Annotated in this window: 24 protein-coding genes; 19 read left to right on the top strand and 5 right to left on the bottom strand. The window is 72.9% G+C overall.

The window, feature by feature from the left end; genetic code table 11:
- The first annotated feature begins 137 nt into the window (after window positions 1-137).
- From IEX42_RS08995 to IEX42_RS08970, 6 genes are all read left to right on the top strand, one after another.
- Window positions 138-1,451, top strand: coding sequence for an adenylosuccinate synthase (locus tag IEX42_RS08995; protein WP_188779471.1), 1,314 nt, complete (start codon window positions 138-140; stop codon window positions 1,449-1,451).
- A gap of 3 nt (window positions 1,452-1,454) precedes the next feature.
- Window positions 1,455-2,030 (top strand): dihydrofolate reductase family protein, encoded by a 576-nt coding sequence (locus IEX42_RS08990; RefSeq protein WP_188779470.1) that lies wholly within the window; start codon window positions 1,455-1,457, stop codon window positions 2,028-2,030.
- Window positions 2,031-2,041: 11 nt separating this feature from the next.
- On the top strand, window positions 2,042-3,277 hold the full coding sequence (gene purD, locus IEX42_RS08985; RefSeq protein WP_188779469.1) for a phosphoribosylamine--glycine ligase: 1,236 nt from the start codon (window positions 2,042-2,044) through the stop codon (window positions 3,275-3,277).
- A 22-nt stretch (window positions 3,278-3,299) separates the two neighbouring features.
- The gene (gene purB / locus IEX42_RS08980) at window positions 3,300-4,715 is read left to right on the top strand and encodes an adenylosuccinate lyase (protein WP_188779468.1); all 1,416 of its coding nucleotides are present in this window, start codon (window positions 3,300-3,302) and stop codon (window positions 4,713-4,715) included.
- A 239-nt stretch (window positions 4,716-4,954) separates the two neighbouring features.
- Window positions 4,955-5,230, top strand: a complete 276-nt coding sequence (locus IEX42_RS08975; RefSeq protein ID WP_188779467.1) for an acylphosphatase — start codon at window positions 4,955-4,957, stop codon at window positions 5,228-5,230.
- A gap of 33 nt (window positions 5,231-5,263) precedes the next feature.
- Window positions 5,264-5,692 carry a VOC family protein gene (locus IEX42_RS08970; RefSeq protein ID WP_188779466.1) on the top strand — a complete coding sequence of 143 codons (429 nt, stop codon included), beginning with the start codon at window positions 5,264-5,266 and terminating at the stop codon, window positions 5,690-5,692.
- On the opposite strand, the gene IEX42_RS08965 is transcribed toward IEX42_RS08970, so the two are convergent.
- Window positions 5,689-6,468, bottom strand: a complete 780-nt coding sequence (locus tag IEX42_RS08965) for a DNA-formamidopyrimidine glycosylase family protein (protein ID WP_188779465.1) — start codon at window positions 6,466-6,468, stop codon at window positions 5,689-5,691. The two genes, IEX42_RS08970 and IEX42_RS08965, sit on opposite strands and share 4 nt — an antisense overlap.
- A gap of 86 nt (window positions 6,469-6,554) precedes the next feature.
- Here IEX42_RS08965 and IEX42_RS08960 point away from each other — a divergent pair, with 86 nt between their 5' ends.
- On the top strand, window positions 6,555-7,442 hold the full coding sequence (locus IEX42_RS08960) for a hypothetical protein (RefSeq protein WP_229660731.1): 888 nt from the start codon (window positions 6,555-6,557) through the stop codon (window positions 7,440-7,442).
- Here IEX42_RS08960 and IEX42_RS08955 read toward each other — a convergent pair.
- Window positions 7,426-8,412 carry a sulfotransferase family protein gene (locus IEX42_RS08955; RefSeq protein ID WP_188779463.1) on the bottom strand — a complete coding sequence of 329 codons (987 nt, stop codon included), beginning with the start codon at window positions 8,410-8,412 and terminating at the stop codon, window positions 7,426-7,428. The genes IEX42_RS08960 and IEX42_RS08955 overlap by 17 nt on opposite strands.
- Window positions 8,413-8,480: 68 nt before the next feature.
- Between IEX42_RS08955 and IEX42_RS08950 the strand changes: the two genes are divergently transcribed.
- The 7 genes from IEX42_RS08950 (at window position 8,481) to purQ (ending at window position 14,736) form a co-directional block, all read left to right on the top strand.
- Window positions 8,481-9,377: a phosphoribosylaminoimidazolesuccinocarboxamide synthase gene (locus tag IEX42_RS08950; RefSeq protein ID WP_188779462.1), complete on the top strand. Its 897-nt coding sequence runs from the start codon at window positions 8,481-8,483 to the stop codon at window positions 9,375-9,377.
- Window positions 9,377-9,814 carry an SRPBCC family protein gene (locus IEX42_RS08945; protein WP_188779461.1) on the top strand — a complete coding sequence of 146 codons (438 nt, stop codon included), beginning with the start codon at window positions 9,377-9,379 and terminating at the stop codon, window positions 9,812-9,814. Before IEX42_RS08950 ends, IEX42_RS08945 begins: the two co-directional genes overlap by 1 nt.
- The gene (locus tag IEX42_RS08940; RefSeq protein WP_188779460.1) at window positions 9,811-10,353 is read left to right on the top strand and encodes a hypothetical protein; all 543 of its coding nucleotides are present in this window, start codon (window positions 9,811-9,813) and stop codon (window positions 10,351-10,353) included. Before IEX42_RS08945 ends, IEX42_RS08940 begins: the two co-directional genes overlap by 4 nt.
- A gap of 164 nt (window positions 10,354-10,517) precedes the next feature.
- Window positions 10,518-12,086, top strand: coding sequence for a long-chain-fatty-acid--CoA ligase (locus IEX42_RS08935; protein ID WP_188779459.1), 1,569 nt, complete (start codon window positions 10,518-10,520; stop codon window positions 12,084-12,086).
- 19 nt (window positions 12,087-12,105) lie between these two features.
- Window positions 12,106-13,737, top strand: coding sequence for an LCP family protein (locus IEX42_RS08930; protein WP_188779458.1), 1,632 nt, complete (start codon window positions 12,106-12,108; stop codon window positions 13,735-13,737).
- Between the two features lie 85 nt (window positions 13,738-13,822).
- A complete protein-coding gene (purS, locus tag IEX42_RS08925) occupies window positions 13,823-14,077 on the top strand; it encodes a phosphoribosylformylglycinamidine synthase subunit PurS (protein WP_188779457.1) in 255 nt (84 codons plus the stop codon).
- Window positions 14,074-14,736: a phosphoribosylformylglycinamidine synthase subunit PurQ gene (purQ, locus tag IEX42_RS08920; RefSeq protein WP_188779456.1), complete on the top strand. Its 663-nt coding sequence runs from the start codon at window positions 14,074-14,076 to the stop codon at window positions 14,734-14,736. The genes purS and purQ overlap by 4 nt, the downstream gene beginning before the upstream one ends.
- On the opposite strand, the gene IEX42_RS08915 is transcribed toward purQ, so the two are convergent.
- A complete protein-coding gene (locus IEX42_RS08915) occupies window positions 14,708-15,664 on the bottom strand; it encodes a LysR family transcriptional regulator (RefSeq protein WP_188779455.1) in 957 nt (318 codons plus the stop codon). The genes purQ and IEX42_RS08915 overlap by 29 nt on opposite strands.
- A gap of 71 nt (window positions 15,665-15,735) precedes the next feature.
- On the opposite strand from IEX42_RS08915, the gene IEX42_RS08910 reads away from it, so the two are divergent.
- Both IEX42_RS08910 and IEX42_RS08905 read left to right on the top strand, forming a co-directional pair.
- Complete coding sequence (locus tag IEX42_RS08910) at window positions 15,736-16,128, top strand: DMT family transporter (RefSeq protein ID WP_188779454.1); 393 nt, start codon at window positions 15,736-15,738, stop codon at window positions 16,126-16,128.
- The gene (locus tag IEX42_RS08905) at window positions 16,125-16,460 is read left to right on the top strand and encodes an SMR family transporter (RefSeq protein ID WP_188779453.1); all 336 of its coding nucleotides are present in this window, start codon (window positions 16,125-16,127) and stop codon (window positions 16,458-16,460) included. Before IEX42_RS08910 ends, IEX42_RS08905 begins: the two co-directional genes overlap by 4 nt.
- Window positions 16,461-16,467: 7 nt before the next feature.
- Here the strand turns inward: IEX42_RS08905 and IEX42_RS08900 are convergent, their stop codons facing one another.
- Window positions 16,468-17,820 carry a glycoside hydrolase domain-containing protein gene (locus IEX42_RS08900; RefSeq protein WP_188779452.1) on the bottom strand — a complete coding sequence of 451 codons (1,353 nt, stop codon included), beginning with the start codon at window positions 17,818-17,820 and terminating at the stop codon, window positions 16,468-16,470.
- A 294-nt stretch (window positions 17,821-18,114) separates the two neighbouring features.
- Between IEX42_RS08900 and purL the strand changes: the two genes are divergently transcribed.
- Together purL and IEX42_RS08890 are read left to right on the top strand one after the other, a co-directional pair.
- Window positions 18,115-20,394, top strand: coding sequence for a phosphoribosylformylglycinamidine synthase subunit PurL (purL, locus tag IEX42_RS08895; protein ID WP_188781023.1), 2,280 nt, complete (start codon window positions 18,115-18,117; stop codon window positions 20,392-20,394).
- Between the two features lie 62 nt (window positions 20,395-20,456).
- Window positions 20,457-20,780, top strand: a complete 324-nt coding sequence (locus IEX42_RS08890; RefSeq protein ID WP_188779451.1) for a dihydrofolate reductase family protein — start codon at window positions 20,457-20,459, stop codon at window positions 20,778-20,780.
- Between the two features lie 53 nt (window positions 20,781-20,833).
- On the opposite strand, the gene IEX42_RS08885 is transcribed toward IEX42_RS08890, so the two are convergent.
- Window positions 20,834-21,664: a DNA-formamidopyrimidine glycosylase family protein gene (locus tag IEX42_RS08885; protein WP_188779450.1), complete on the bottom strand. Its 831-nt coding sequence runs from the start codon at window positions 21,662-21,664 to the stop codon at window positions 20,834-20,836.
- A 59-nt stretch (window positions 21,665-21,723) separates the two neighbouring features.
- On the opposite strand from IEX42_RS08885, the gene IEX42_RS08880 reads away from it, so the two are divergent.
- Complete coding sequence (locus IEX42_RS08880; protein WP_229660730.1) at window positions 21,724-22,089, top strand: sterol carrier family protein; 366 nt, start codon at window positions 21,724-21,726, stop codon at window positions 22,087-22,089.
- Window positions 22,090-22,099: the final 10 nt, after the last annotated feature.

The following is a 22,099-nucleotide window of genomic DNA, read 5'->3' as shown; positions in this document are numbered from 1 at the left end:
TCCGCCAGCGCGGCGGACGAGCCCGGAGGGGTGACCCGGTCTTGGTAGCGTGAGCCCGCACGAGCCCCGGCGCCGATGCGCACCGGGGCTTCGACGCGTCCGGGTCGTCCCGGCACGCACCACCAGGGGAGCACCACATGCCGGCCACCGCGATCATCGGCGCCCAGTGGGGCGACGAGGGCAAGGGCAAGGCCACCGACCTGCTCGGGTCCAGCGTCGACTACGTCGTGAAGTTCAACGGCGGCAACAACGCGGGTCACACCGTCGTCATCGACACCGGCGAGACGCAGGAGAAGTACGCCCTCCACCTGCTGCCCTCCGGCATCCTCACCCCCGGCTGCACCCCGGTGATCGGCAACGGCGTCGTGGTCGACCTGGCCGTGCTGTTCGAGGAGATCGACGGGCTCGAGGCGCGCGGCGTGGACACCTCGTCGCTGCGGGTCAGCGCAAGCGCCCACGTCATCGCCGACTACAACCGCACCGTCGACAAGGTCACCGAGCGCTTCCTCGGCTCCCGCCGGCTGGGGACGACGGGGCGGGGGATCGGGCCGACGTACGCCGACAAGATCAACCGCATCGGCATCCGCGTGCAGGACCTGTTCGACGAGGGGATCCTGCGGCAGAAGGTCGAGGGGGTCCTCGACCTGAAGGCGCAGATCCTCACCAAGGTCTACAACCGTCGGGCGCCCGAGGTGGAGCAGACCGTCGAGGAGCTGCTGGCCTTCGCCGACCGCCTCGCGCCGATGGTCTGCGACACCGGCCTGCTGCTCAACCAGGCGCTCGACCGCGGCGAGCGGGTGCTGCTCGAGGCGGGGCAGGCGACGCTGCTGGACATCGACCACGGGACGTACCCCTTCGTCACCTCGTCCTCGGCGACCTCGGGCGGGGCGTGCACCGGCTCGGGGATCCCGCCGACCCGGCTCGAGCAGGTGATCGGGATCGTCAAGGCGTACACCACCCGCGTCGGCGAGGGGCCGTTCCCCACCGAACTGTTCGACACCGACCCCGAGGAGAAGGGCGGCGAGTTCCTGCGGACGACCGGCGCGGAGTTCGGCGTCACCACCGGTCGTCCCCGCCGCTGCGGCTGGTACGACGCCGTCATCGCGCGCTACGCGGCCCGGGTCAACGGCGTCACCGACTTCGTGCTGACCAAGCTCGACGTGCTGACCGGGCTGGCGGAGGTGCCGGTCTGCGTGGCGTACGACGTCGACGGCGTGCGGCACGACGAGATGCCGGTCAACCAGTCCGACTTCCACCACGCGACGCCGGTCTACGAGATGCTCCCGGGCTGGAGCGAGGACATCAGCCGGGCGCGCACCTGGGACGACCTGCCCGCCAACGCGAAGTCGTACGTCGAGACGGTCGAGGCGATGTCCGGGGCACGGATCTCCGTGGTCGGCGTCGGCCCGTCGCGCGCGGCCAGCATCGTGCGCCACGAGCTGGTGCGCTGAGTCGTGGGTCGCCGGCTCGCCTACTACGTCGCGGTCTCCGCAGACGGGTTCATCGCGGATCCGAGCGGGGACTTCTCGATGTTCCCGCAGGACCCGCAGACGCTGGCGGCGCTGTTCGCCGACTACCCGGAGACCTGCCCCGCGCACGTCCGCGACGCGCTCGGCGTCACCGGCGCGGCCCGGCGCTTCGACACCGTGGTGATGGGCGCGCGCACCCACGAGCCGGCGCTGGACGCCGGCCTGACCAGCGCGTACCCGCACCTGCGCCAGTACGTCGCCACCACGCGCTCCCTTCCCGAGGACCCGACGGTCACCGCCACCACGGACCCGCTGGCGACGGTGCGCGCGCTGAAGGCGGAGGACTCGGACCTCGACGTGTGGCTGTGCGGCGGCGGCCACCTCGCCGCCCAGCTCGTCGACGAGATCGACGAGCTGCACCTCAAGGTCAACCCGGTCCTGCTCGGCGCCGGGATCCCGCTGCTCGGCGGGGCCGCGCTGCCGCTGACCCTCGTCGGCAGCCGGGAGCTGCCCGGCGGCGTCGTGCTCTCGAGGTACGCCAGGGCCCAGGCAATGTCCTAGGGTCGCTGACCGTGAAGGTCCTCGTCGTCGGTCCCGGAGGGCGCGAGCACGCCCTAGCCCTCGCGCTCGTCCGCGATCCCGCGGTGAGCGAGGTGCACGCCGCGCCCGGCAACCCCGGCATCGCGTCGGTCGCCACGCTGCACGAGGTCGACCCGCTCGACGGCGCCGCCGTCGCCGCGCTGGCCACGGGGCTGGGCGTGGACCTGGTCGTCATCGGACCGGAGGCGCCACTGGTCGCCGGGGTCGCCGATGCCGTGCGCGACGCGGGCGTCGCCTGCTTCGGCCCGTCGCGCGAGGCGGCCCGGCTCGAGGGGTCCAAGGCGTTCGCGAAGGAGGTCATGGCCGCCGCGGGCGTCCCGACCGCCGAGGCGCGGGCCTGCACGACACCCGAGGAGGTGGCCGACGCGCTCGACGCGCTCGGGGCGCCGTACGTCGTGAAGGACGACGGGCTCGCCGCCGGCAAGGGCGTCGTCGTCACGAACCGCCGGGAGGAGGCGGTCGCGCACGCGGCGGCGTGCGAGCGGGTGGTCGTCGAGGAGTTCCTCGACGGGGCCGAGGTGTCGCTGTTCGCGCTGACCGACGGGCGCACCGTCTACCCGCTGCAGCCCGCGCAGGACTTCAAGCGGATCCACGACCACGACGAGGGTCCCAACACCGGCGGCATGGGTGCGTACACGCCGCTGGACTGGGCGCCGGCCGACCTCGTCGACGACGTGCTCGACACCGTGCTGCAGCCGACCGTGGACGAGATGGCGCGTCGGGGCACGCCGTTCGCCGGGCTGCTGTACGCCGGCCTCGCCCTCACCGGGCGCGGCGTACGGGTGGTCGAGTTCAACGCCCGCTTCGGCGACCCCGAGACGCAGCCGCTGCTGGCGCTGCTGGACTCCCCTCTCGGGGGGCTGCTCCACGCCGCCGCGACCGGGACCCTCGCCTCGGTCGAGCCGCCCCGGTTCCGCGACGGTGCCGCGGTCGCGGTGGTGATGGCCTCGGCCGGCTACCCGGAGTCGTCCTCGAAGGGCGACGTCATCGTGGGCACCGACGCCGTCTCCGAGCGTCCCGACGTCGACGTCGTGCACGCCGGGACGGCGCTCGACGGCGACGCGCTGGTCACCGCGGGCGGCCGTGTCCTCGCGGTCACCGCCACCGGGGCCGACCTCGCCGCCGCGCGCGAGGCGGCCTACGCCGGGGTCGGCGGCATCTCCTTCCCCGGCGCCCAGTGGCGTACGGACATCGCCGCCGCCCGCTGACCCGCCGATAGACTCGGCGCACGTGAGCCTCCCCAACGTCCTCGCCAGCCGGTACGCCGGCGCCGACCTCGCGCAGGTCTGGTCCCCCGAGCACAAGGTCGTCCTCGAGCGCCGGCTGTGGATCGCGGTGCTCCGTGCACAGCGCGACCTCGGGGTGGAGGTGCCCGACGGCGTGGTCGAGGACTACGAGGCCGTCGTCGACGAGGTCGACCTGGCCTCGATCGCGCAGCGCGAGCGGGTCACCCGCCACGACGTGAAGGCTCGGATCGAGGAGTTCTGCGCGCTGGCCGGCCACGAGCACATCCACAAGGGGATGACCTCTCGCGACCTGACCGAGAACGTCGAGCAGCTCCAGGTCCGCCAGTCGCTGGTGCTCGTACGCACCCGCGTGGTCGCCACGCTGGCCCGCCTGGCCCGGCTGGCGGCCGAGCACGAGTCCACCGTGATGGCGGGTCGCTCGCACAACGTGGCCGCGCAGGCGACCACCCTGGGCAAGCGCTTCGCCACGGTCGCCGACGAGCTGCTGGTCGCGCTGGCCCGCGTCGACGACCTGCTGGCGCGCTACCCGCTGCGCGGCATCAAGGGTCCGATGGGCACCTCCCAGGACATGCTCGACCTGCTCGGCGATCCAGAGAAGCTCGCGGAGCTGGAGCGCCGCGTGGCCGAGCACCTCGGTTTCGAGGCGGTGCTGACGAGCGTCGGCCAGGTCTACCCGCGCTCCCTGGACTTCGACGTCGTCTCCGCGCTGGTGCAGACGGTGGCCGCACCGTCGAACCTGGCCACCACGATCCGGCTGATGGCGGGCAACGAGCTGGTCACCGAGGGGTTCGCGGAGGGCCAGGTCGGCTCGTCGGCGATGCCGCACAAGATGAACACCCGCTCGTGCGAGCGGGTCAACGGCCTCGCCGTCGTCCTGCGCGGCAACCTGGCGATGCTCGGCGAGCTCGCCGGCGACCAGTGGAACGAGGGTGACGTCTCCGACTCCGTCGTACGACGCGTGGCCCTGCCGGACGCCTTCTTCGCCTGTGACGGGCTGTTCCAGACCTTCCTCACCGTGCTCGACGAGTTCGGTGCGTTCCCGGCGGTGGTGCAGCGGGAGCTGGACCGGTACCTGCCCTTCCTGACGACGACGAAGGTGCTCATGGCGGCTGTCCGCGCGGGGGTGGGTCGCGAGTCCGCGCACGAGGCGATCAAGGAGCACGCGGTCGCGGTCGCGCTGGAGATGCGCCAGGGCCGCCCGGACAACGACCTGCTGGCGCGCCTCGGTGCCGACGAGCGGCTCGGCCTCGACGAGGCGGCGCTGGAGCGGCTGGTCGCCGAGCCGATCGAGTTCACCGGCGCCGCCCGGGCCCAGGTCGAGCAGGTGTGCCGCAGCGTCGAGGCCGTGACCGACGCCGACCCCGAGGCCGCGCGCTACACCCCCGCCGCGATCCTCTAGTCGCGCCCCCTTCCCGTTGAGCTGCGCCTCCTGCAGGCGTGAGTTGCGGGTTCTGCCGGCGCGAGTGGTGCCTCGTGTCGTACGACCAGCAGGTCGGGCACGCGGCCCCGCAGCTAGACCCCGCAGAACCCACAACTCGACCCTGCAGAACCCGCAACTCGACCCTGCAGAACCCGCAACTCGACCCTGCAGAACCCGCAACTCGACCCGGCGGGTGCGAGCCGTGATGTGCTGGGTCGATGAGCGAGTACGCCGTCGACCTGCGGATCACCGGCCGGGTGCAGGGGGTGTCCTACCGCTACTCCTGCCAGCAGCAGGCGCAGCGGCTGGGCGTCGCCGGGTGGGTGCGCAACGAGCCGGACGGCGCGGTGACCGCCCGCGCCGAGGGCGAGCGCGACGCCGTCGGCGCGCTGGTGGAGTGGTGCCGGGGCGGGCCGAGCGGAGCACGGGTGGACGACGTCCAGGTCGCAGAGGTGCCGGCGAGCGGTGCCAGGGAGTTCCGGGTCGAGCAGTGACGTGGGGCCGTTCGCCTCGGTAGCGTCGCGGTCATGGCCATCTCTCTCGTCAACGTCGGGATCGCGGTCCGTGACATCGAGGAGACGGTCGCCTTCTTCACCGACCTCGGGCTCACGGTGGTCGGCCGGGACGAGATCTCGGGGGAGTGGGCCGACACGGCGGTGGGCCTCGACGGCAACCACGCCAGGATCGCGATGCTGCAGACGCCGGACGGCTCCGGCACGCTCGAGCTGTTCGAGTACCTCCACCCCGACGCGATCGAGACCGAGCCGACGCGGCCGCACGAGATCGGGATGCACCGCGTGGCGTTCGCCGTCGACGACATCGACGCCGCGCTGGAGGTCGCGGCCCGGCACGGCTGCCACCCGCTGCGCGGCGTGGCGAACTACCAGGACGTCTACCGGCTGAGCTACCTGCGTGGCCCCAGCGGCATCATCGTGATGCTCGCCGAGGAGCTCTAGGCCTGCTCGACCGGGCACCAGTACGTCGTGCGCCCGCCGACGGTGCCCCGCGCCATCTCCGCACCGCAGCGGGGGCAGTGCCCGTCACGGGCCCGGTGCGGCACCACCTCGCCGGTGTGCACACCGCCGTGGCGCACCGCCGAGCGGATCGAGGACCGCAACCGCCGGCGCAGACCGTCCAGCTCGTCGGCCGAGAGGGAGCCCGCGGGTCGGCGCGGGTCCAGCCGGCTCTGCCAGAGCACCTCGTCGGCCAGCAGGTTGCCGATGCCGGCGAGCGTCGACTGGTCCAGCAGCCGGGCCTTGAGCGGTGCGGTGCCGCGACCGACGAGTGAGCGGAAGTCCTCCCGGTCCACCTCGGCCGCGTCAGGACCGAGGTCGGACAGGTCGGGGTCGAGCCGGACGCGTCCGAGCCGTCGCTTGTCGAGCAGGCGCAGGCGGCTGCCGCCCTCGAAGGTCAGCGAGAAGCGGTACCACTCCTCCTTGCGGGCCGTCCCGCGCTGAGGGTCGCCGCCCTCCTGGTCCTCGATGACGATCCGGCCGCTCATCCCGAGGTGGATGCCCAGGTCGGGCCCGCCGCGGGAGGTGGTGCACCACATCGTCTTGCCACGCCGGTGCGCCGCCGAGAGCTGACGTCCGACCAGCGCGCTCGCGATCTCGCCCGGCTCGTGCGGGCGGCACTCGTACGTGTCGGTGTCGTCCACCGCCTCGATCGCGCGGTGCAGCGCGTACGCCTCGATCACCGCCCGTGCGGACTCGACCTCGGGCAGCTCGGGCACCCGCACAGTCTCCTCACCCGGGTGGAGGACCACCTCACCCCGGGGAAGCCGAAATGTGCAGTCGGAGGGTCGACTATCCTGGTCACGTGCCCACCCACACGCTCCCGCTGCCGACGTACGACGGCGCCACCGTCGTGGTGCCCGCCCCCGGTGTCGGGCCGGGCAACTGGGCCGGCGCAGCGTCGGCGGTCCTGGTCGACGGGGTGTTCTGGCTGACCTGGCGCGACCGCCGTCCGCTGACCGTCGGCCGTGGCGTCACGGTCCGGGTCGCGCGGTCCGCGGACGGCGTCCGCTTCGAGGTCGTCGCGGAGGTGCACCGCGACGAGTTCGGCGCCGAGTCCTTCGAGCGCCCGGTCCTGGTGCCGGTGCCCGGCGTGGGGTGGCGGCTCTACCTCTCCTGCGCGACGCCCGGCTCCAAGCACTGGTGGGTCGACTCGCTGACCGCGCCCACGCCCGAGGCGCTGCCGACCGGCGAGCGGCGCATCGTCCTGCCGGGCAGCGCGAGCGTGGCGGTGAAGGATCCCGTCGTGCGACGGCGAGCGGACGGTACGTGGGAGATGTGGCTGTGCTGCCACCCCCTCGACGTCGCCGACGCCGAGGACCGGATGACCACCCGCCTGCTCACCAGCCCCGACGGCCTGGTCTGGGACGACGCCGGTGACGTGCTCGTGCCCCGCGCCGGCCGCTGGGACGCCCGCGGGGCAAGGGTGACGACCGTGGTCGCCGAGGACCCGCTCGTCGTGCTGTACGACGGTCGTCCCGACGCCGCCTCGAACTGGTACGAGACGACCGGCGTCGCCCGCTGGGACGGCGAGCGTCTGGTGCCCGACGACGCCGAGCCGCTGCGCTCGCCGTACGCCGACGGGGCGCTGCGCTACGCCGCGGCCGTGCGGCTGCCCGACGGGCGCACCCGGTTCTACGTCGAGGCGGCTCGCCCGGACGGTGCGCACGACCTGGTCACGATGCTGCGCTGACCGGCGCCGCCGCACCGACGCGGTCGGCGTAGGACCCGCGGCTCCGGGCGGAGACCCAGTCCGAGAAGTCCTCGCCGGTCAGCTGCTCGAGCAGGTGCACGTCGTCCTCGAACGCCGGCACGAGCCGCGCCCGCTGCTCGACGCTCAGCCTCGGCCTGGCCGCCTCGCCGGAGCCGGCGAGCGCACGGACCAGCGGCTCGTGACCGCGTCGCCACACCTGCGGCGGCGCGAACTGGCCCAGCCAGGCGCCGCCGCGCACGAGGGCACCGAGGGCGCGGGTCCGGGGCCCGTCGGCCACGAACGAGCGCGCGTTGTCCCGCGGGATGCTCGCCACCCGGCCCTCGTCGATCCCGAGGAAGCGGCACACCCGGTCGACCGTGGCGCCGGGAGAGTCGACGATCTCGCGGTAGCGCAGCACCAGCACGCGCTCGGGATCGACGTGGCGGTAGAGGTGGGCGAGCTGGTCGCCGTACAGCCCGAGGTCGCGGTAGCGCCAGAACGGCGCCCAGCCGGCAGCCACCCGCTCGTCCTGCCGGGCGAAGGCCGCCTCGAAGTCGGCGACGGGCTCCAGCCCGTCGGACCACAGGTGCATCCAGTTGGAGTACGCCCGGTCGACCGGGTCGCGGACCACCGCGACGACCCGGACTCCGGGCAGCTGCTCACCGATGCGGCGGTGGGCGCCGCGGCTCCACAGGTAGAACGGCGTCGACTCCCCTCGCACCTGGTCCTCGCGCGCCGGGCGGAACAGGTCGTCGTACTCCTGCCGTCGCCAGACCCACTCCTGCTGGGAGTGCGCGTCGCCGGGCCCGCGCCAGGCGGGCGGGGGAGCGTCGTCGCACAGCCAGTACTTCGGCTCCTTGGGGTCGCTCACGAAGACCTGCGGGTGCTGGCGCAGGGCGGCGTGCAGCGCGGTCGTCCCGGCCTTGGGGGCGCCGACCAGCAGGAAGTCGGGGCGGGGGAGGGGCCTCATCACTTCAGCATAAACAGCAATGCCGATAGACAAACAGTCTGAACGAGCATCTCGTTAGGCTCGGTCGCGTGGCTCCGACCAGCATCCCGCCCGCGCCCGACGTCCCCGGCGCCGAGCACGTCCACTCCGGCAAGGTCCGCGACCTCTACCGGCTGACCGAGGGCCCGTACGCCGGCCACCTGCTGATGGTGGCCAGCGACCGGATCTCCGCCTTCGACTTCATGCTGGAGCCGGCCATCCCCGGGAAGGGCACGATCCTCACCCGGATGTCGCTGTGGTGGTTCGAGCAGCTCGTGGACCTCGTCCCCGCCCACGTCGTCTCGCTCGACGTGCCCGCCGGGCTGGAGGGCCGGGCAGTGGTCTGCGAGCCGCTGGAGATGCTGCCGGTCGAGTGCGTGGCCCGCGGCTACCTGACCGGCTCCGGGCTGCTGGAGTACGACGCCGACGGCACGGTCTGCGGTATCGACCTCCCCGCCGGCCTGGTCGACGGCAGCCGCCTGGAGCAGCCGATCTTCACGCCCGCCACCAAGGCCGAGCTCGGCGACCACGACGAGAACGTCTCCTTCGAGGCGGTCGTCGAGACCGTGGGTCGAGCGACGGCGGAGACGCTGCGTGAGCTGACGCTCGCCGTCTACGCGCGCGCCGAGGCGATGGCGCGCGCGCGGGGCATCATCCTGGCCGACACGAAGCTGGAGTTCGGCCGGCGCCCGGACGGGACGATCGTGCTCGCCGACGAGGTGCTGACGCCGGACTCCAGCCGCTTCTGGCCGGCCACCGAGTGGCAGCCCGGCCGCACGCAGCCGTCGTACGACAAGCAGATCGTGCGCAACTGGCTGCTCTCGCCCGCCTCCGGCTGGGACAAGGACTCCGGGACGGCGCCCCCGGTCCTGCCCGCGGAGGTCGTCGAGCGCACCCGCGAGCGCTACGCCGAGGCCGGGCGGCTGCTGACCGGCGAGTCGTACTGATGGCTGCTCCCCGGCCGAGGACCGTGACCTTCGCCGCGCCGCCGGAGGAGGTCTTCGACTACCTCGCCGACCCGCGCAACCGGCCTGCGTGGCAGACCAGCCTCCGTGCGGTGAAGATGCTCGACGAGGACGGGCCGCGCGTCGGCCAGCGCTGGCGCGACCTGACCTGGGCGGGAGTACGCCCGCACATGCGGATCACCCAGCTGCAGCGCCCGACGCTGTGGGCCGAGACCGGGAGCTGGTTCGGCGTGTCCGCGGACCTCACGCTCCGCTTCGAGCCGGAGGGGGCCGGGACGGCGGTGTCGGTCGAGATGGACGTCCGGGGGACCGGCCCGTGGCGGTGGCCGGCGGGTCTGGCCGACCGCCTCGCCGACGGTGCGGTCGCGGGCGACCTGCGCCGGGCCGCGGACCTGCTGGGCGGGTCGTCGGCCCGGTGAAGAGCCGGTCGCTGCTGCTGCACGAGGTGCGCCGCCGCGCGGAGGGGACGCCGTACGTCGTCACCGAGACCGAGAGCGGCTTCGACGTCTCGCTCGCCGTCGAGGACGAGCAGTGGTGGCCGCTGCTGCGTCGCGCGGACGCCTCGGCCATGACCCACCACGTCGCCGTCGACGAGGGTCAGGAGACGGTCCGGATCACCGACGTCGTCCGTACCCTCACCTGGCGCCCCGACCCGCGACGCCGCGGGGAGATGGAGCCGGTGCTCTCCGCCGGGGTCGCGGCAGGTCGCCTCACCGGCAGGAGCGTCTCCCGCACGTACCAGCTGGAGGGCTGGCGCCTGCACCAGGTCGCCGAGGAGACCACCGACCTGTCCGGGGGCCGGACGATCGTGCGCGAGGTGGCGCGGGACCAGGGCTGGCTCGAGCGGCGGGGTGCCGCGGAGCGGATCGGGCTCGTCGTCGGGCTGGTCGGGGCGGTCGGCGCCGTGGTGACGGTCGTTGCCCTGCTGGTGGTCTGGTGGAGCGGCGGCTTCGGCTGACTCGCACGCGCGCCGGCGTGTGGTCTCGACGTCCTCCCTCCGACAGGCTCCGGACATCGCCCTCGCTGGCGCCCGGTCGGGCTCGACCACCTGGTGGGCGGGCGCTGCCGGTGCGCCTCGAGCACGGGTGACCTGGGCCACCTACCTCCGGGTAGGTTTCGACCATGACGACGTACAACCTCGCTGCCCTCCTCGACGACACCGCCGACCGGCACCCGGACCGCGAGGCGATCGTCCTCGGGGACACCCACCTGAGCTACGCGCAGGTCCAGGGGGCGGCGAACCAGGTCGCGAACCTGCTGGCCTCCCGCGGGATCCAGCCGGGCGACAAGGTGGCGCTGAGCTGCCCGAACCTGCCGTACTTCACCATCGCCTACTACGGGATCATCAAGGCCGGCGGCACCGTCGTCCCCCTCAACGTCCTGCTCAAGGCGCGCGAGGTCGCCTACCACCTCGACGACTCCGACGCGAAGGCGTACTTCTGCTTCCAGGGCACCGAGGACCTGCCGATCGGCGCCGAGGGCCACCAGGGGTTCGAGCAGACCGACACCTGCACCGAGTTCTTCCTCATCACCGCCGACCCCGGGGCGGAGACCACGATCGAGGGCACCGAGACGATGGGCCGGGCGATGGCCGACCAGCCGGCCACCTTCGAGGCCGTGGCCACCGACGAGGACGACACCGCGGTCATCCTCTACACCTCGGGCACCACCGGCCAGCCCAAGGGCGCGGAGCTGCGCCACCGCAACATGCGCGACAACGCGCTGTCGGGCAAGGACCTCTTCGCCGCCGACATCGACAACCCCGACACCTACCTCTGCGTGCTGCCGCTGTTCCACTCGTTCGGGCAGACCGTCATCCAGAACGGCGCGTTCGCCTTCGGCGGCACCGTGGTGATGCTGCCGCGCTTCGAGGCCAAGGCAGCGCTCGGCCTGATGCTCTCCGAGTCGGTGTCGTTCTTCGCCGGCGTGCCGACGATGTACTGGGGCCTGCTCGGCGCGCTGGCCGACGACGACTCGATCGACGTCAGCTCCCTGGCCCAGAACCTGCGGGTCGCCGCGGCGGGCGGGTCGGCCCTGCCGGTCGAGGTGCACAAGCGGTTCCAGGAGAAGTTCGGCGTGACGATCCTCGAGGGCTACGGCCTGTCGGAGACCTCGCCGGTCGCCAGCTTCTCGCCCTACGGCGAGGACGTACGACCCGGTTCGATCGGCATCCCGATCCCCGGGGTCGAGATGGCGCTGCTCGAGGGCGACAGCTGGGACCAGGTCGAGTGGACCCCCGAGGCGGTCGGCGAGATCGCGATCAAGGGCCACAACGTGATGAAGGGCTACTACGACCGCCCCGAGGCCACCGCCGAGGTGATCGAGGACGGGTGGTTCCGCTCCGGCGACCTCGGCCGCCGCGACGAGGACGGCTGGTACTACATCGTCGACCGCTCGAAGGACATGATCATCCGCGGCGGCTACAACGTGTACCCCCGCGAGATCGAGGAGGTGCTGATGACGCACCCCGACGTCTCCCTCGCCGCGGTCATCGGTGTGCCGCACGAGAGCCACGGCGAGGAGATCAAGGCGTTCGTCATCCTGCAGAAGGGTGCCTCGGTGTCGGGCGACGACCTCGTCGCCTGGGGCAAGGAGCAGATGGCCAACTACAAGTACCCGCGCGTGGTCGAGGTCGTCGACGAGCTGCCGATGACCTCCACGGGGAAGATCCTGAAGCGCGAGCTGTCGTAGGCGCCTACACTTCGCTTTCGTGACGGCCCAACGGGCGCGGACCGGGGTCCCGGGCTCGCGTCGCGCTCAGCGTGTCTCGGGGTTCGGGCGCAGTGTGCGCTGGACGCTCGGGGCGTTCGTGGTGCCCGTGGTCGTCTTCGCGGTGGTGGGGTACGCCTACGTCCACGCCAAGGGTGGCGAGCTGGCGCAGATCGCCGTGGTCCCGCGCCAGCTCGTGGCGATCGCCGTGGTCTGCGCGGTGCTGCTCGTCGTCTGGCTCGGCGTCCTGGTCTCGACGTACCTCTCGACCCGGCCCGCGCGGCCCACGACCGGGCAGCGCATCGGCGGCAACCTGCTGACGATGGCGCTGGCCGTGGCGATCACCGCACCGTTGGCGACCACCGGCTACTACGCGACGGTGCAGGCGGGCACGATCCGGACCATCGCCGGCGACCCGCAGTCGGCGACGGTCCCCACGATCTCCGGCAGCGGTGACAACCCCTGGGGCGGCAAGCGGCGGGTCAACCTGCTGCTGCTCGGCGGCGACGGCGGGGTCGGGCGGACCGGCATCCGTACCGACAGCGTCATCCTCGCCTCGATGGACACCCACACGGGTCGGACGGTGCTGTTCAGCCTCCCGCGGAACCTGCGCGACGTCCCGTTCCCGGACGGCACCGAGCTGCACGACCTCTACCCCGACGGGTTCGACCTCGGCACCGACCCCGGCGAGTCGATGCTGAACGCGATCTACCGCAACGTCCCGGCCACGAACCCCGACGCGATCCGGGGCTCGGACAACGAGGGCGCCGACGCGCTCAAGCTCGGTGTCTCCGGCGCGCTCGGCATCTCGGTCGACTACTACCTCCTGGTCAACCTGCAGGGCTTCCAGCAGATCGTCGACGCGATGGGCGGCATCACGGTCAACGTCAACGAGAAGGTCCCGATCAACGGCAACACCAGTGCCGGGATCCCGCCGACCGGCTACATCCAGCCCGGGCCGCACAAGCGGCTCGACGGGTTCAAGGCGCTGTGGTTCACGCGCGGCCGCTACGGCTCCACCGACTACAAGCGGATGGAGCGGCAGCGCTGCGCGATCAACGCGATCGTCGACGAGGCCGACCCGGCCAAGCTGCTGCTGCGCTACACCAAGCTCGCGAGCGTGGGGAAGAAGATCCTGCGCACCGACATCCCCCAGGACGTGCTCCCCGCGTTCGTCGACACCGCGCTGAAGATGAAGGACCAGCAGCTGACCTCGGTGGTCTTCCAGCGCTCGTCGGACTTCGACCCGAACGACCCCGACTACGACGTCGTGCACGAGACCGTGCAGCGGGCCCTCCGCACCGCAGAGAAGGCCACCACCTCGGGCCGGCGCGCACCGGCGAAGGCGGCGACCCCCCACCAGCGTGCGCTGGTCGGTGCCCGCGTCGCCGTACGCGCCGCCACGGACGCACTGCCATCCAGGTCCGAGGCGCGCGACCTGCTCGCCCAGCGTCGCCAGGCCCGCGAGGACGCGCGGCAGGCGGCGTCGGACGACGCGCAGGACTCGCTGCAGGCGACGACCGCCAAGGACGACTGCGCGTACCACCCGGAGACCGGCGACGAGTCCGACGACGACGGCTCGGACGGCGCCGACGTCAGCGCCGCGGCCACCCTGCCCGCGCGTACCGACTGACCCGGCACGTGTGGGCGCCCGGACGCGCCGGGTCGGCGGCCGTCCTAGACTGCGTGGCGTCGTTCTCACTCCCGAAGGAGCGCCCGTGCCCCGAGTCGTCGTCGACGTGATGCCCAAGCCGGAGATCCTCGACCCCCAGGGCAAGGCGGTGCACGGAGCGCTGCCCCGGCTCGGCTTCGCCGACGTGGTCGACGTGCGCCAGGGCAAGAGGTTCGAGATCGAGCTCGAGGGCGAGGTCGACGAGGACCGGCTCGCCGAGGTGCACCGGATGGCCGAGACGCTGCTGTCCAACCCGGTGATCGAGAACTTCACGGTGCACGTCGAGGAGACGGTGTCGTGAAGGTCGGGGTCGTCACCTTCCCAGGGACCCTCGACGACGTCGACGCGGCCCGTGCCGTACGCCTGGCCGGCGGCGAGGCGGTCTCGCTGTGGCACGGCGACGCCGACCTGCGCGGGGTCGACGCGGTGGTGCTGCCGGGCGGGTTCTCCTACGGTGACTACCTGCGCTGCGGCGCGATCAGCCGGTTCGCGCCGGTGATGGAGAAGGTCGTCGAGGGGGCCGGCGCCGGGATGCCGGTGCTCGGCATCTGCAACGGCTTTCAGGTGCTCTGCGAGTCGCACCTGCTGCCGGGTGCGCTGATCCGCAACGCGAGCCGCCGCTTCGGCTGCGTCGACCAGCGGCTGCGCATCGAGAGCGCCGCCACCGCCTGGACGTCGTCGTACGAGACGGGCCAGGAGGTGACGATCGTGCTGAAGAACGGCGAGGGCTGCTACGTGGCCGACCCGGCCACCCTGGACCGCCTGGAGGGGGAGGGCCAGGTCGTCGCGAGGTACGTCGGCAACCCGAACGGCTCCCAGCGCGACATCGCCGGCGTGGCGAACGAGCGCGGCAACGTCGTCGGGCTGATGCCGCACCCCGAGCACGCGGTCGAGGACCTCTGCGGTCCCGGCACCGACGGGCTCGGCTTCTTCACCTCGGTGCTGAGCGCGCTGGTCTGACCGCGTCGCCCGGCTCGGCCGAGGCCGCGACCGGCTGCTCGGCGTCGCTCGCCTGACGGCGCAGCTCCTCCACGAACCGCTCGACCGCCGGTGCCGGCTGCGGGCCGTGGACCACACTGATCGTCCGACCGCCGGGGTCGAGCGCCCCCGAGTAGACGGCGAAGCGCGCCCTCGGGTGGTTGGAGAGCGTCAGCTGCGGGCTGATCGCGGCGCCGAGGCCGGCGGCGACCAGCGCGAGCACGGTGCCGGCGTCGTAGCCGACGTGCCGGGCGTCGAGCGTCACGCCGCGGCCGATCGCGACCCGTTCGAGGGTACGGCGCGAGTCGTCGTCGGCGAGGATCCACGGCCCGCGCAGGATCTCCTCGTCGCTGGACCCGGCGGCCTCGGCGGGCAGCACGATGCGCAGCGGGTCGTGCATCAGCTCGGTGACCACCGCGCCGCGGTGCCGGGCGGTGATCTCGGCAGGGGGGCGGTCGGTGACGAGGAGGTCCAGCTGGTTGCCCACGAGCCGGTCCAGGCCGCCGCCGGTCACCTCGACGACGCGCGGGTCGATGGCCGGCTCGGTCAGCGACAGCGAGACGACCGCGGGAGCGACCAGCAGTGCCAGCGCGCTGGCGAAGGAGCCGATCCGGACGACGCCGCCGCGCTGTCCGCGGTAGCGGTCGGCCTCTCGCTCCACGCTGGCCATGGCGGCGGTCAGCTGTGCGGTCTGCTCGGCGAGGGCCCGCCCGGCCGCGGTCAGCGTCACCGGTCTGCCCCCGCCGCGACGGGTCCGGTCCACAAGCTCCAGCCCGGCCTCGCGCTCGAGCTTGGCGAGGTGCTGGGAGACGCCCGAGGGCGTGAGGTGGAGGACCCTGCTCGCGCTCAGCACGCCGCCGGTGCGGTGGACCGCCTGGAGCACGAGCAGGCGGGACGGATCCATCGGCATTCAGTCATTATGAATCACAGAACGAGAAAGAATCACTTTTCTGACGTCACCGACGTCGCGATGCTTGGGAGGTGACGACGACCGAGACCCCGAGGACCCAGACCCGCGCCACCCGACCGGACCGGACGATGGCCGGACCCGTGCCGACCGGAGTCCTCCTGCTGCTCGCGGTCGTCGCGGAGGTGACCGGCACGGCCGGCCTGAGCGCCTCCGAGGGGCTGACCCGACCCGGCCCGCTGCTCGTCGCCCTCCTCGCGTACGCCGCCACCACCGCGCTGATCGGCAGGGTCTTCGCGCGGGGCGCGCGGGTCGGCGCGGCGTACGGGCTGCTCACCGGCTGCGGGCTCCTGGCCGCGACGCTGCTCAGCGTCGTCGTCGACGGGGACGTCCTGACGACGGCGCAGCTGGCCGGCGTGTTGGCGCTCGGTGTGGGCGTGCTGATGGTCCAGGTCGGCCGGCGGTGAGTGCGTGGGTCTGGATCGGCGTCGCCGTGGTCACCCAGTTCTGCGGCTTGGTCGCACTGCGGCTCGCCGCGGGTCCTGCTGCCGCTCGCGGCCGACGGGTGGTGCTGGTGGTCCTGGCGAACATCGGCCTGTCCGGCTCCGTCCTCCCGGTGGGGCGGGCGGTCGCCGAGGGCATGCCCCTCGCCGTGGCGTACGCCGCCTGGACCGGCGCGGCGATCGCCTTCGCGGCCCTCGGCGGCCTCGTGCTCTTCGGCGAGCGTCCCTCGCGGCGTCAGGCCCTCGGTCTGCTCGTGCTCGTCCTCGGCGTCGTGCTCCTCGAGGGCGGTGGCTGAGCGCCGCTCAGCGCCGACCGCGGGTCAGGGCCGCCCAGGTGGTCGCGTTCACGACGCCGGAGGGGCTGATCCCCACCTTGCGCTGGTAGTCCTGCACGGCGGCGGGTGTGGACACCGTGAACACGCCGCTGATCGGGATCTTGCGGCTCACGCCCGAGGCGTTCAGCGCGCGCTGCACGCGACGCACCTCGTCGCCGGCCGAGCCGTACTTCACGACCGGCGTCGCTCCGCGCGTCATCAGCTGCATCCACTGGGTGCTGGTCCAGTCCCACGTGCCGGCGAGGCCGTGCTCCTTGCGGAACGTGCCCACGGCCGCGGACAGCGGACGGGTCCAGACGCCGTCGACGGCGCCCTTGTAGTAGCCGGCGCTGCTCAGCATGCTCTGCAGCAGCCGGATCTGGCCGGTGTTGGTGGCCTTCTCGTTGAGGGCGATGTAGGTGTTGGCGGCCCAGCCGATCCCGCCGGGGTGGGCCGGCTCGGCGGTGAGGTACGCCCCGCGGCCGAGGTCGGCGTGGTTGGAGTCGATGTTGATGGTGACGCCGGCGTACGTCTCGTTGTGCCCGCCCTGGAACTGGTGGATGCGCTTGTGCGGGGTCCATCCGTCGCTGCGGACGTACGCCGAGCTGGTCGTCGCCTGCCCGTTCCAGTCCGCGATCCACAGCTGGTCGGGCATGGCGAACTTGCCGGGCGTCCGCACGCGTGCGTCGTCGAGCATCCGGATGCCGGACGCGCCGGAGGAGTAGAAGCCGGACTTCCAGCCCGTGGCGCGCAGCTGGGTGCTCCAGGCCGAGACGAAGTACTTCGCCGACTCGGTGCAGGCGGTCGACCGGCCGGTGTCGAAGGCCTCGAGGTCGTAGAACATCGTGCTGCCCTTGGGGATCCCCAGCGCCGTCGCGCGGCTGACGGTCTTCTTGGCCTCGGCGGTCCCCTGTGCGCGGGCGGCGGCATAGGTCGAGGTCGTGCTGGGGTTGATCCGGACCTGCTTGAGGTAGCGCTCCCGGGTGGTGCACGACGCCTGCGGGCCGAGGGTGATCGGCAGCAGGTGCCAGCCGGCCGCGATCTGGGTGCGGATCCACGTCGAGGTGAGGTTGGGCTGCGAGGTGCAGCCGCGGGAGTCGCCGGAGAGGTAGATGCCGACCCCGCGGTACGGCGAGCTGTTCATCCATGCCGTCATCGCCGACTGGCTCGGCGCGGTGCACTGGTCGAAGGCGCGACCGTAGAAGTCGCCGGGCGCTCCGCCGGACGCCTGTGCCGGGGACGAGGCGATCCCGACGCCGGTGGTGGCCGCGGCGAGAGCCGCCGTCGCCGCGAGAAGACGGCGCGCCCGGCGGGGGCGCAGGGACGGGGTCCGAGAGGTCATCACGAGGCTCCGGGGGGACGAAACGGGGCGCACGGGGCGCCGGACCCGATGAGGAAATCACACAAGTCACATGAGCAACAGGAGTTGCTGACAACTACAACGCTGTAATTGTCAACGACCGTCGTCGGCGTGTCGTGGACGACCGCGGCGACGTGCGCCGGTGGCGGTCGTCGTCGTGACCCGGTACGGGCGACGGCGAGGTGGGACAGCCGGCTCGGTAGGTTGGGGCGTCGTCCACCCGCGCTGTCGAAAGGCCCTTCGGTGACACCTTCCGCGAGCGACCCGAACCCCGACGTGCTCGACTCCGTCGCCGCTGCGGCGAGCGACCCCGGGAGGGTCCAGCCGTACGCCGAGCTCGGACTCGCCGACGACGAGTACGCCCGCATCCGCGAGATCCTCGGTCGGCGCCCGACCGGGTCCGAGCTGGCGATGTACTCGGTGATGTGGAGCGAGCACTGCTCGTACAAGTCCTCCAAGGTGCACCTCAAGCAGTTCGGCGAGATCCCGCAGGAGACGCCCGTCGGCAAGACCCTGGCCGGCATCGGCGAGAACGCCGGGGTGCTCGACATCGGGCAGGGCTGGGCCGTCACCTTCAAGATCGAGTCCCACAACCACCCGTCGTACGTCGAGCCGCACCAGGGTGCGGCGACCGGTGTCGGCGGGATCGTGCGCGACATCCTCGCGATGGGCGCCCGGCCGGTCGCCGTGATGGACCCGCTGCGCTTCGGCCCGCTCGACGCTGCGGACACGCATCGGGTGCTGCCGGGGATCGTGTCGGGCGTCGGCGGCTACGGCAACTGCCTGGGCCTGCCGAACATCGGCGGAGAGGTCGTCTTCGACCCCTCCTACCTCGGGAACCCGCTGGTCAACGCGCTGTGCGTGGGCGTCCTGCGGCACGAGGACCTGCACCTCGCGAGAGCGGTCGGCGAGGGCAACCTCGTCATCATGTACGGCGCGCGCACCGGCGGGGACGGCATCGGCGGCGCCTCGATCCTCGCCTCGGTGACGTTCGACGAGGGCGGGCCCACGAAGCGGCCCTCGGTGCAGGTCGGCGACCCGTTCATGGAGAAGCTGCTCATCGAGTGCACGCTCGAGCTGTTCGCCGCCGGCGTGGTGGCCGGGATCCAGGACTTCGGCGCCGCCGGCATCTCCTGCGCCACCTCGGAGCTGGCCGCGGCCGGCGACGGCGGGATGCACGTCGAGCTCGACAAGGTGCTGCTCCGGGACTCCACGCTGAGCCCCGAGGAGATCCTGATGAGCGAGAGCCAGGAGCGGATGATGGCGGTCGTCGACCCCGCCGACGCCGAGCGGTTCCTCGAGATCTGCGCCCGCTGGGACGTCGAGGCGGCGGTGATCGGTGAGGTGACCGCCGACCAGCGCCTGGTGGTCGACTGGCACGGCGAGACCGTGGTCGACGTCGACCCGCGGACCGTCGCCCACGACGGGCCGGTCTACGAGCGCCCGGTCGCCCGGCCGTCGACCCAGGACGACCTGCAGGCCGACGCGGCCGAGGCGCTGCCGCGGCCCACGACCGGGCCTGCGCTGCGCGAGACGCTGCTGCGGCTGCTGGGCAGCGAGAACCTCTGCGACCGCTCGTGGGTGACCGACCAGTACGACCGTTACGTCCGCGGCGGCTCCGTCCTCACCCAGCCGCACGACGCTGGGATGATCCGGGTCGACGAGGGGACCGGCCTCGGGGTCGCCCTGGCCACCGACTGCAACGGACGCTTCGCGCAGCTCGACCCGTACGCCGGCGCCCAGCTCGCCCTGGCCGAGGCGTACCGCAACGTCGCCACGACGGGTGCGCGCCCGCTCGCGGTCTCGGACTGCCTGAACTTCGGCTCCCCCGAGGACCCGGGCGTGATGTGGCAGCTGGCCGAGGCCTGCCGCGGGCTCAAGGACGGCTGCCTGGCGATGGGCATCCCGGTCACCGGCGGCAATGTCAGTCTCTACAACCAGACCGGCGAGACCGCGATCCTGCCCACGCCTGTCGTTGCCGTGCTCGGCGTCATCGACGACGTCGCCACCCGGGTCCACTCGGGGTTCGCAGCCCCCGGGGAGCACGTGCTGCTGCTGGGGGAGACCCGCGAGGAGCTCTCCGGCTCGGAGTGGGCGAACGTCGTCCACGGGCACCTGGGCGGTCGGCCGCCGGCGGTCGATCTCGCCGCCGAGCAGGCGCTGGGCGGGCTGCTGGCCGGGGCGGTCCGAGACGGGCTGCTCACGTCCGCCCACGACCTGTCCGACGGCGGGCTGGCGCAGGCGTTGGCCGAATCGGTGCTGCGCAACGGCGTCGGTGCGGCGATCACGCTGCCCGAGGACCCGTTCGTCTCGCTGTTCGCGGAGTCCGCGGCGCGCGTGCTGGTGACGGTGCCTGCTGAGCACCACGCCGCGTTCGAGGCCGCGACCGAGGCTGCGGGCGTCCTGTGCACGGAGCTCGGCACCACGGACGGCGACGCTCTCGAGGTCACCGGCCAGTTCACGGTCGGGATCGACGAGCTGCGCACGGTCTGGTCCGCCACGCTGCCGGCGGCGCTCGAGGACCCCGTCCAGGAGGCGTTCGACCCGCAGCGATGAGTCCCGGACGGGGACCGGGTCGGACCGTGCGACCGATCACCACCGCACCCGGGAGCGGAGTCATGGGCCGTCTCGTCTCGACCTTCTTCTCCACCCTCGACGGCGTCGTCGAGTCGCCGCACACGTTCCACTTCCCCTACTTCGACGAGGCGATGGCCGCGGCGATGAGCGCCCACCAGGAGCAGGTGACGGCGTACCTCATGGGCCGTCGGCTGTACGACGAGTGGTCGACGTACTGGCCGGGCAACACCGCCGACGAGCTCGGCGCCTTCATCAACCCCCTGCCGAAGTACGTTCTCTCGTCCTCCTTGACGCAGCCGACCTGGGAGCACACCACGGTCCTCTCGGGTGCGCCCGACGAGGTCGCGGCCGACGGCGGCGCCTGAGCGGTAGTCCAGGACGTTTCGGCGTTCTGGTGCCCGGTTCGTCCGCGGAAACGTCAGGGACTACCGCGGCGCGCCTCGGGCCCGGGGCCCGGCTGGCACGACGGGCACCACCAGGTCCGCCGGTTCGCGGGGTCGTCGGGCAGCTCGGGAACCATCCGCACCGTCGTGCCGCAGCGCAGGCAGGGACGGCGGTTGCGTCCCGAGACCCAGTGGTTCTCGCGGTGCCGCGAGCTGCCGGTGGTGACCTGGTACGCGCCCGGCGCCGTCGCCGAGTGCCTCAGGGCGCGCGCCGCGAGGCGTACGAGCCGGTCCAGGTCCACCTCTCCGACCGGGGTCCACGGGCTGTGGCCGGTCAGGAACGCCAGCTCGTTGACCCACAGGTTGCCGAGGCCGGCGAGGTGCGTCTGGTCGAGCAGCGCGGAGACGAGGGGGGCCGACGGGTCCGCCGCGAGCCGTCGTACGGCCTCGTCCGGGTCCCAGTCCGGCCGGAGCGGGTCCGGGCCGAGGTGTCCCACGAGGTCCGTCTCGGCGGTCGTGGCCACCAGCGCGAGGTCGTGCAGGTGCAGCCCCCACGCCGTGGCGCCGGACCCCACCTCCAGCACGACGCGGACGTCCGGCATCAGGTGTGCGGGGAGCCGGCGACCCGGGCGGGTGACGGTCCACGACCCGTCCATCCGCAGGTGGCTGTGCAGCGTCACGCCGCCGTCGGGGCCGCCGAACCGGGTCAGCAGGTGCTTGCCGTGCGTCGCCTGCTCGAGCACCGTGCGCCCGGCCAGGTCGCGGGTGGCCAGGGCCGGGACGCGCAGGTCGCTGCGCACCACCTCCTGCCCGACCAGGACGTCGAGCCTCCGGGCGAGCACGTAGACGCTGTCTCCCTCGGGCACGCGCCCAGTCTGGCAACTAGGCGTGTCTCACGCCCTACCCGCAGGGGAGGATGGGGTGCGTGCCCCGTCGCCTCTCCCCCGCCCCCGCCGCCGAGCTCGCGGCCGCGCTGGACGCCTACGCCGCCGGGTCGGACGACAAGGAGGTGCTGCGGACCCTGGTCAAGCACTTCCTCGCCCTGCTGCAGCGGCGCGCGCCCGGTGCGTCCGTGGAGGTGCGGGTGCCCCCGTACGCCGCGGTCCAGGTGGTGCCCGGGGTGCGGCACACCCGCGGCACCCCGCCGGCCGTCGTCGAGATGGGCGCGAGCACCTGGGTCGACCTCGCCACCGGGCGTACGACCTGGGCCGACGCGCTCGCTGCCGGCGACGTCCGGGCCTCCGGCGAGCGCACCGACCTGACCGGGTTCCTCCCCCTCGACGGGGACTAACGTCGACACC

The organism is Marmoricola endophyticus, assembly GCF_014644415.1.
In the GTDB taxonomy this organism is placed as follows: Bacteria; Actinomycetota; Actinomycetes; order Propionibacteriales; family Nocardioidaceae; genus Marmoricola; species Marmoricola endophyticus.
This window is presented reverse-complemented; position numbering and strand designations above follow the sequence as displayed.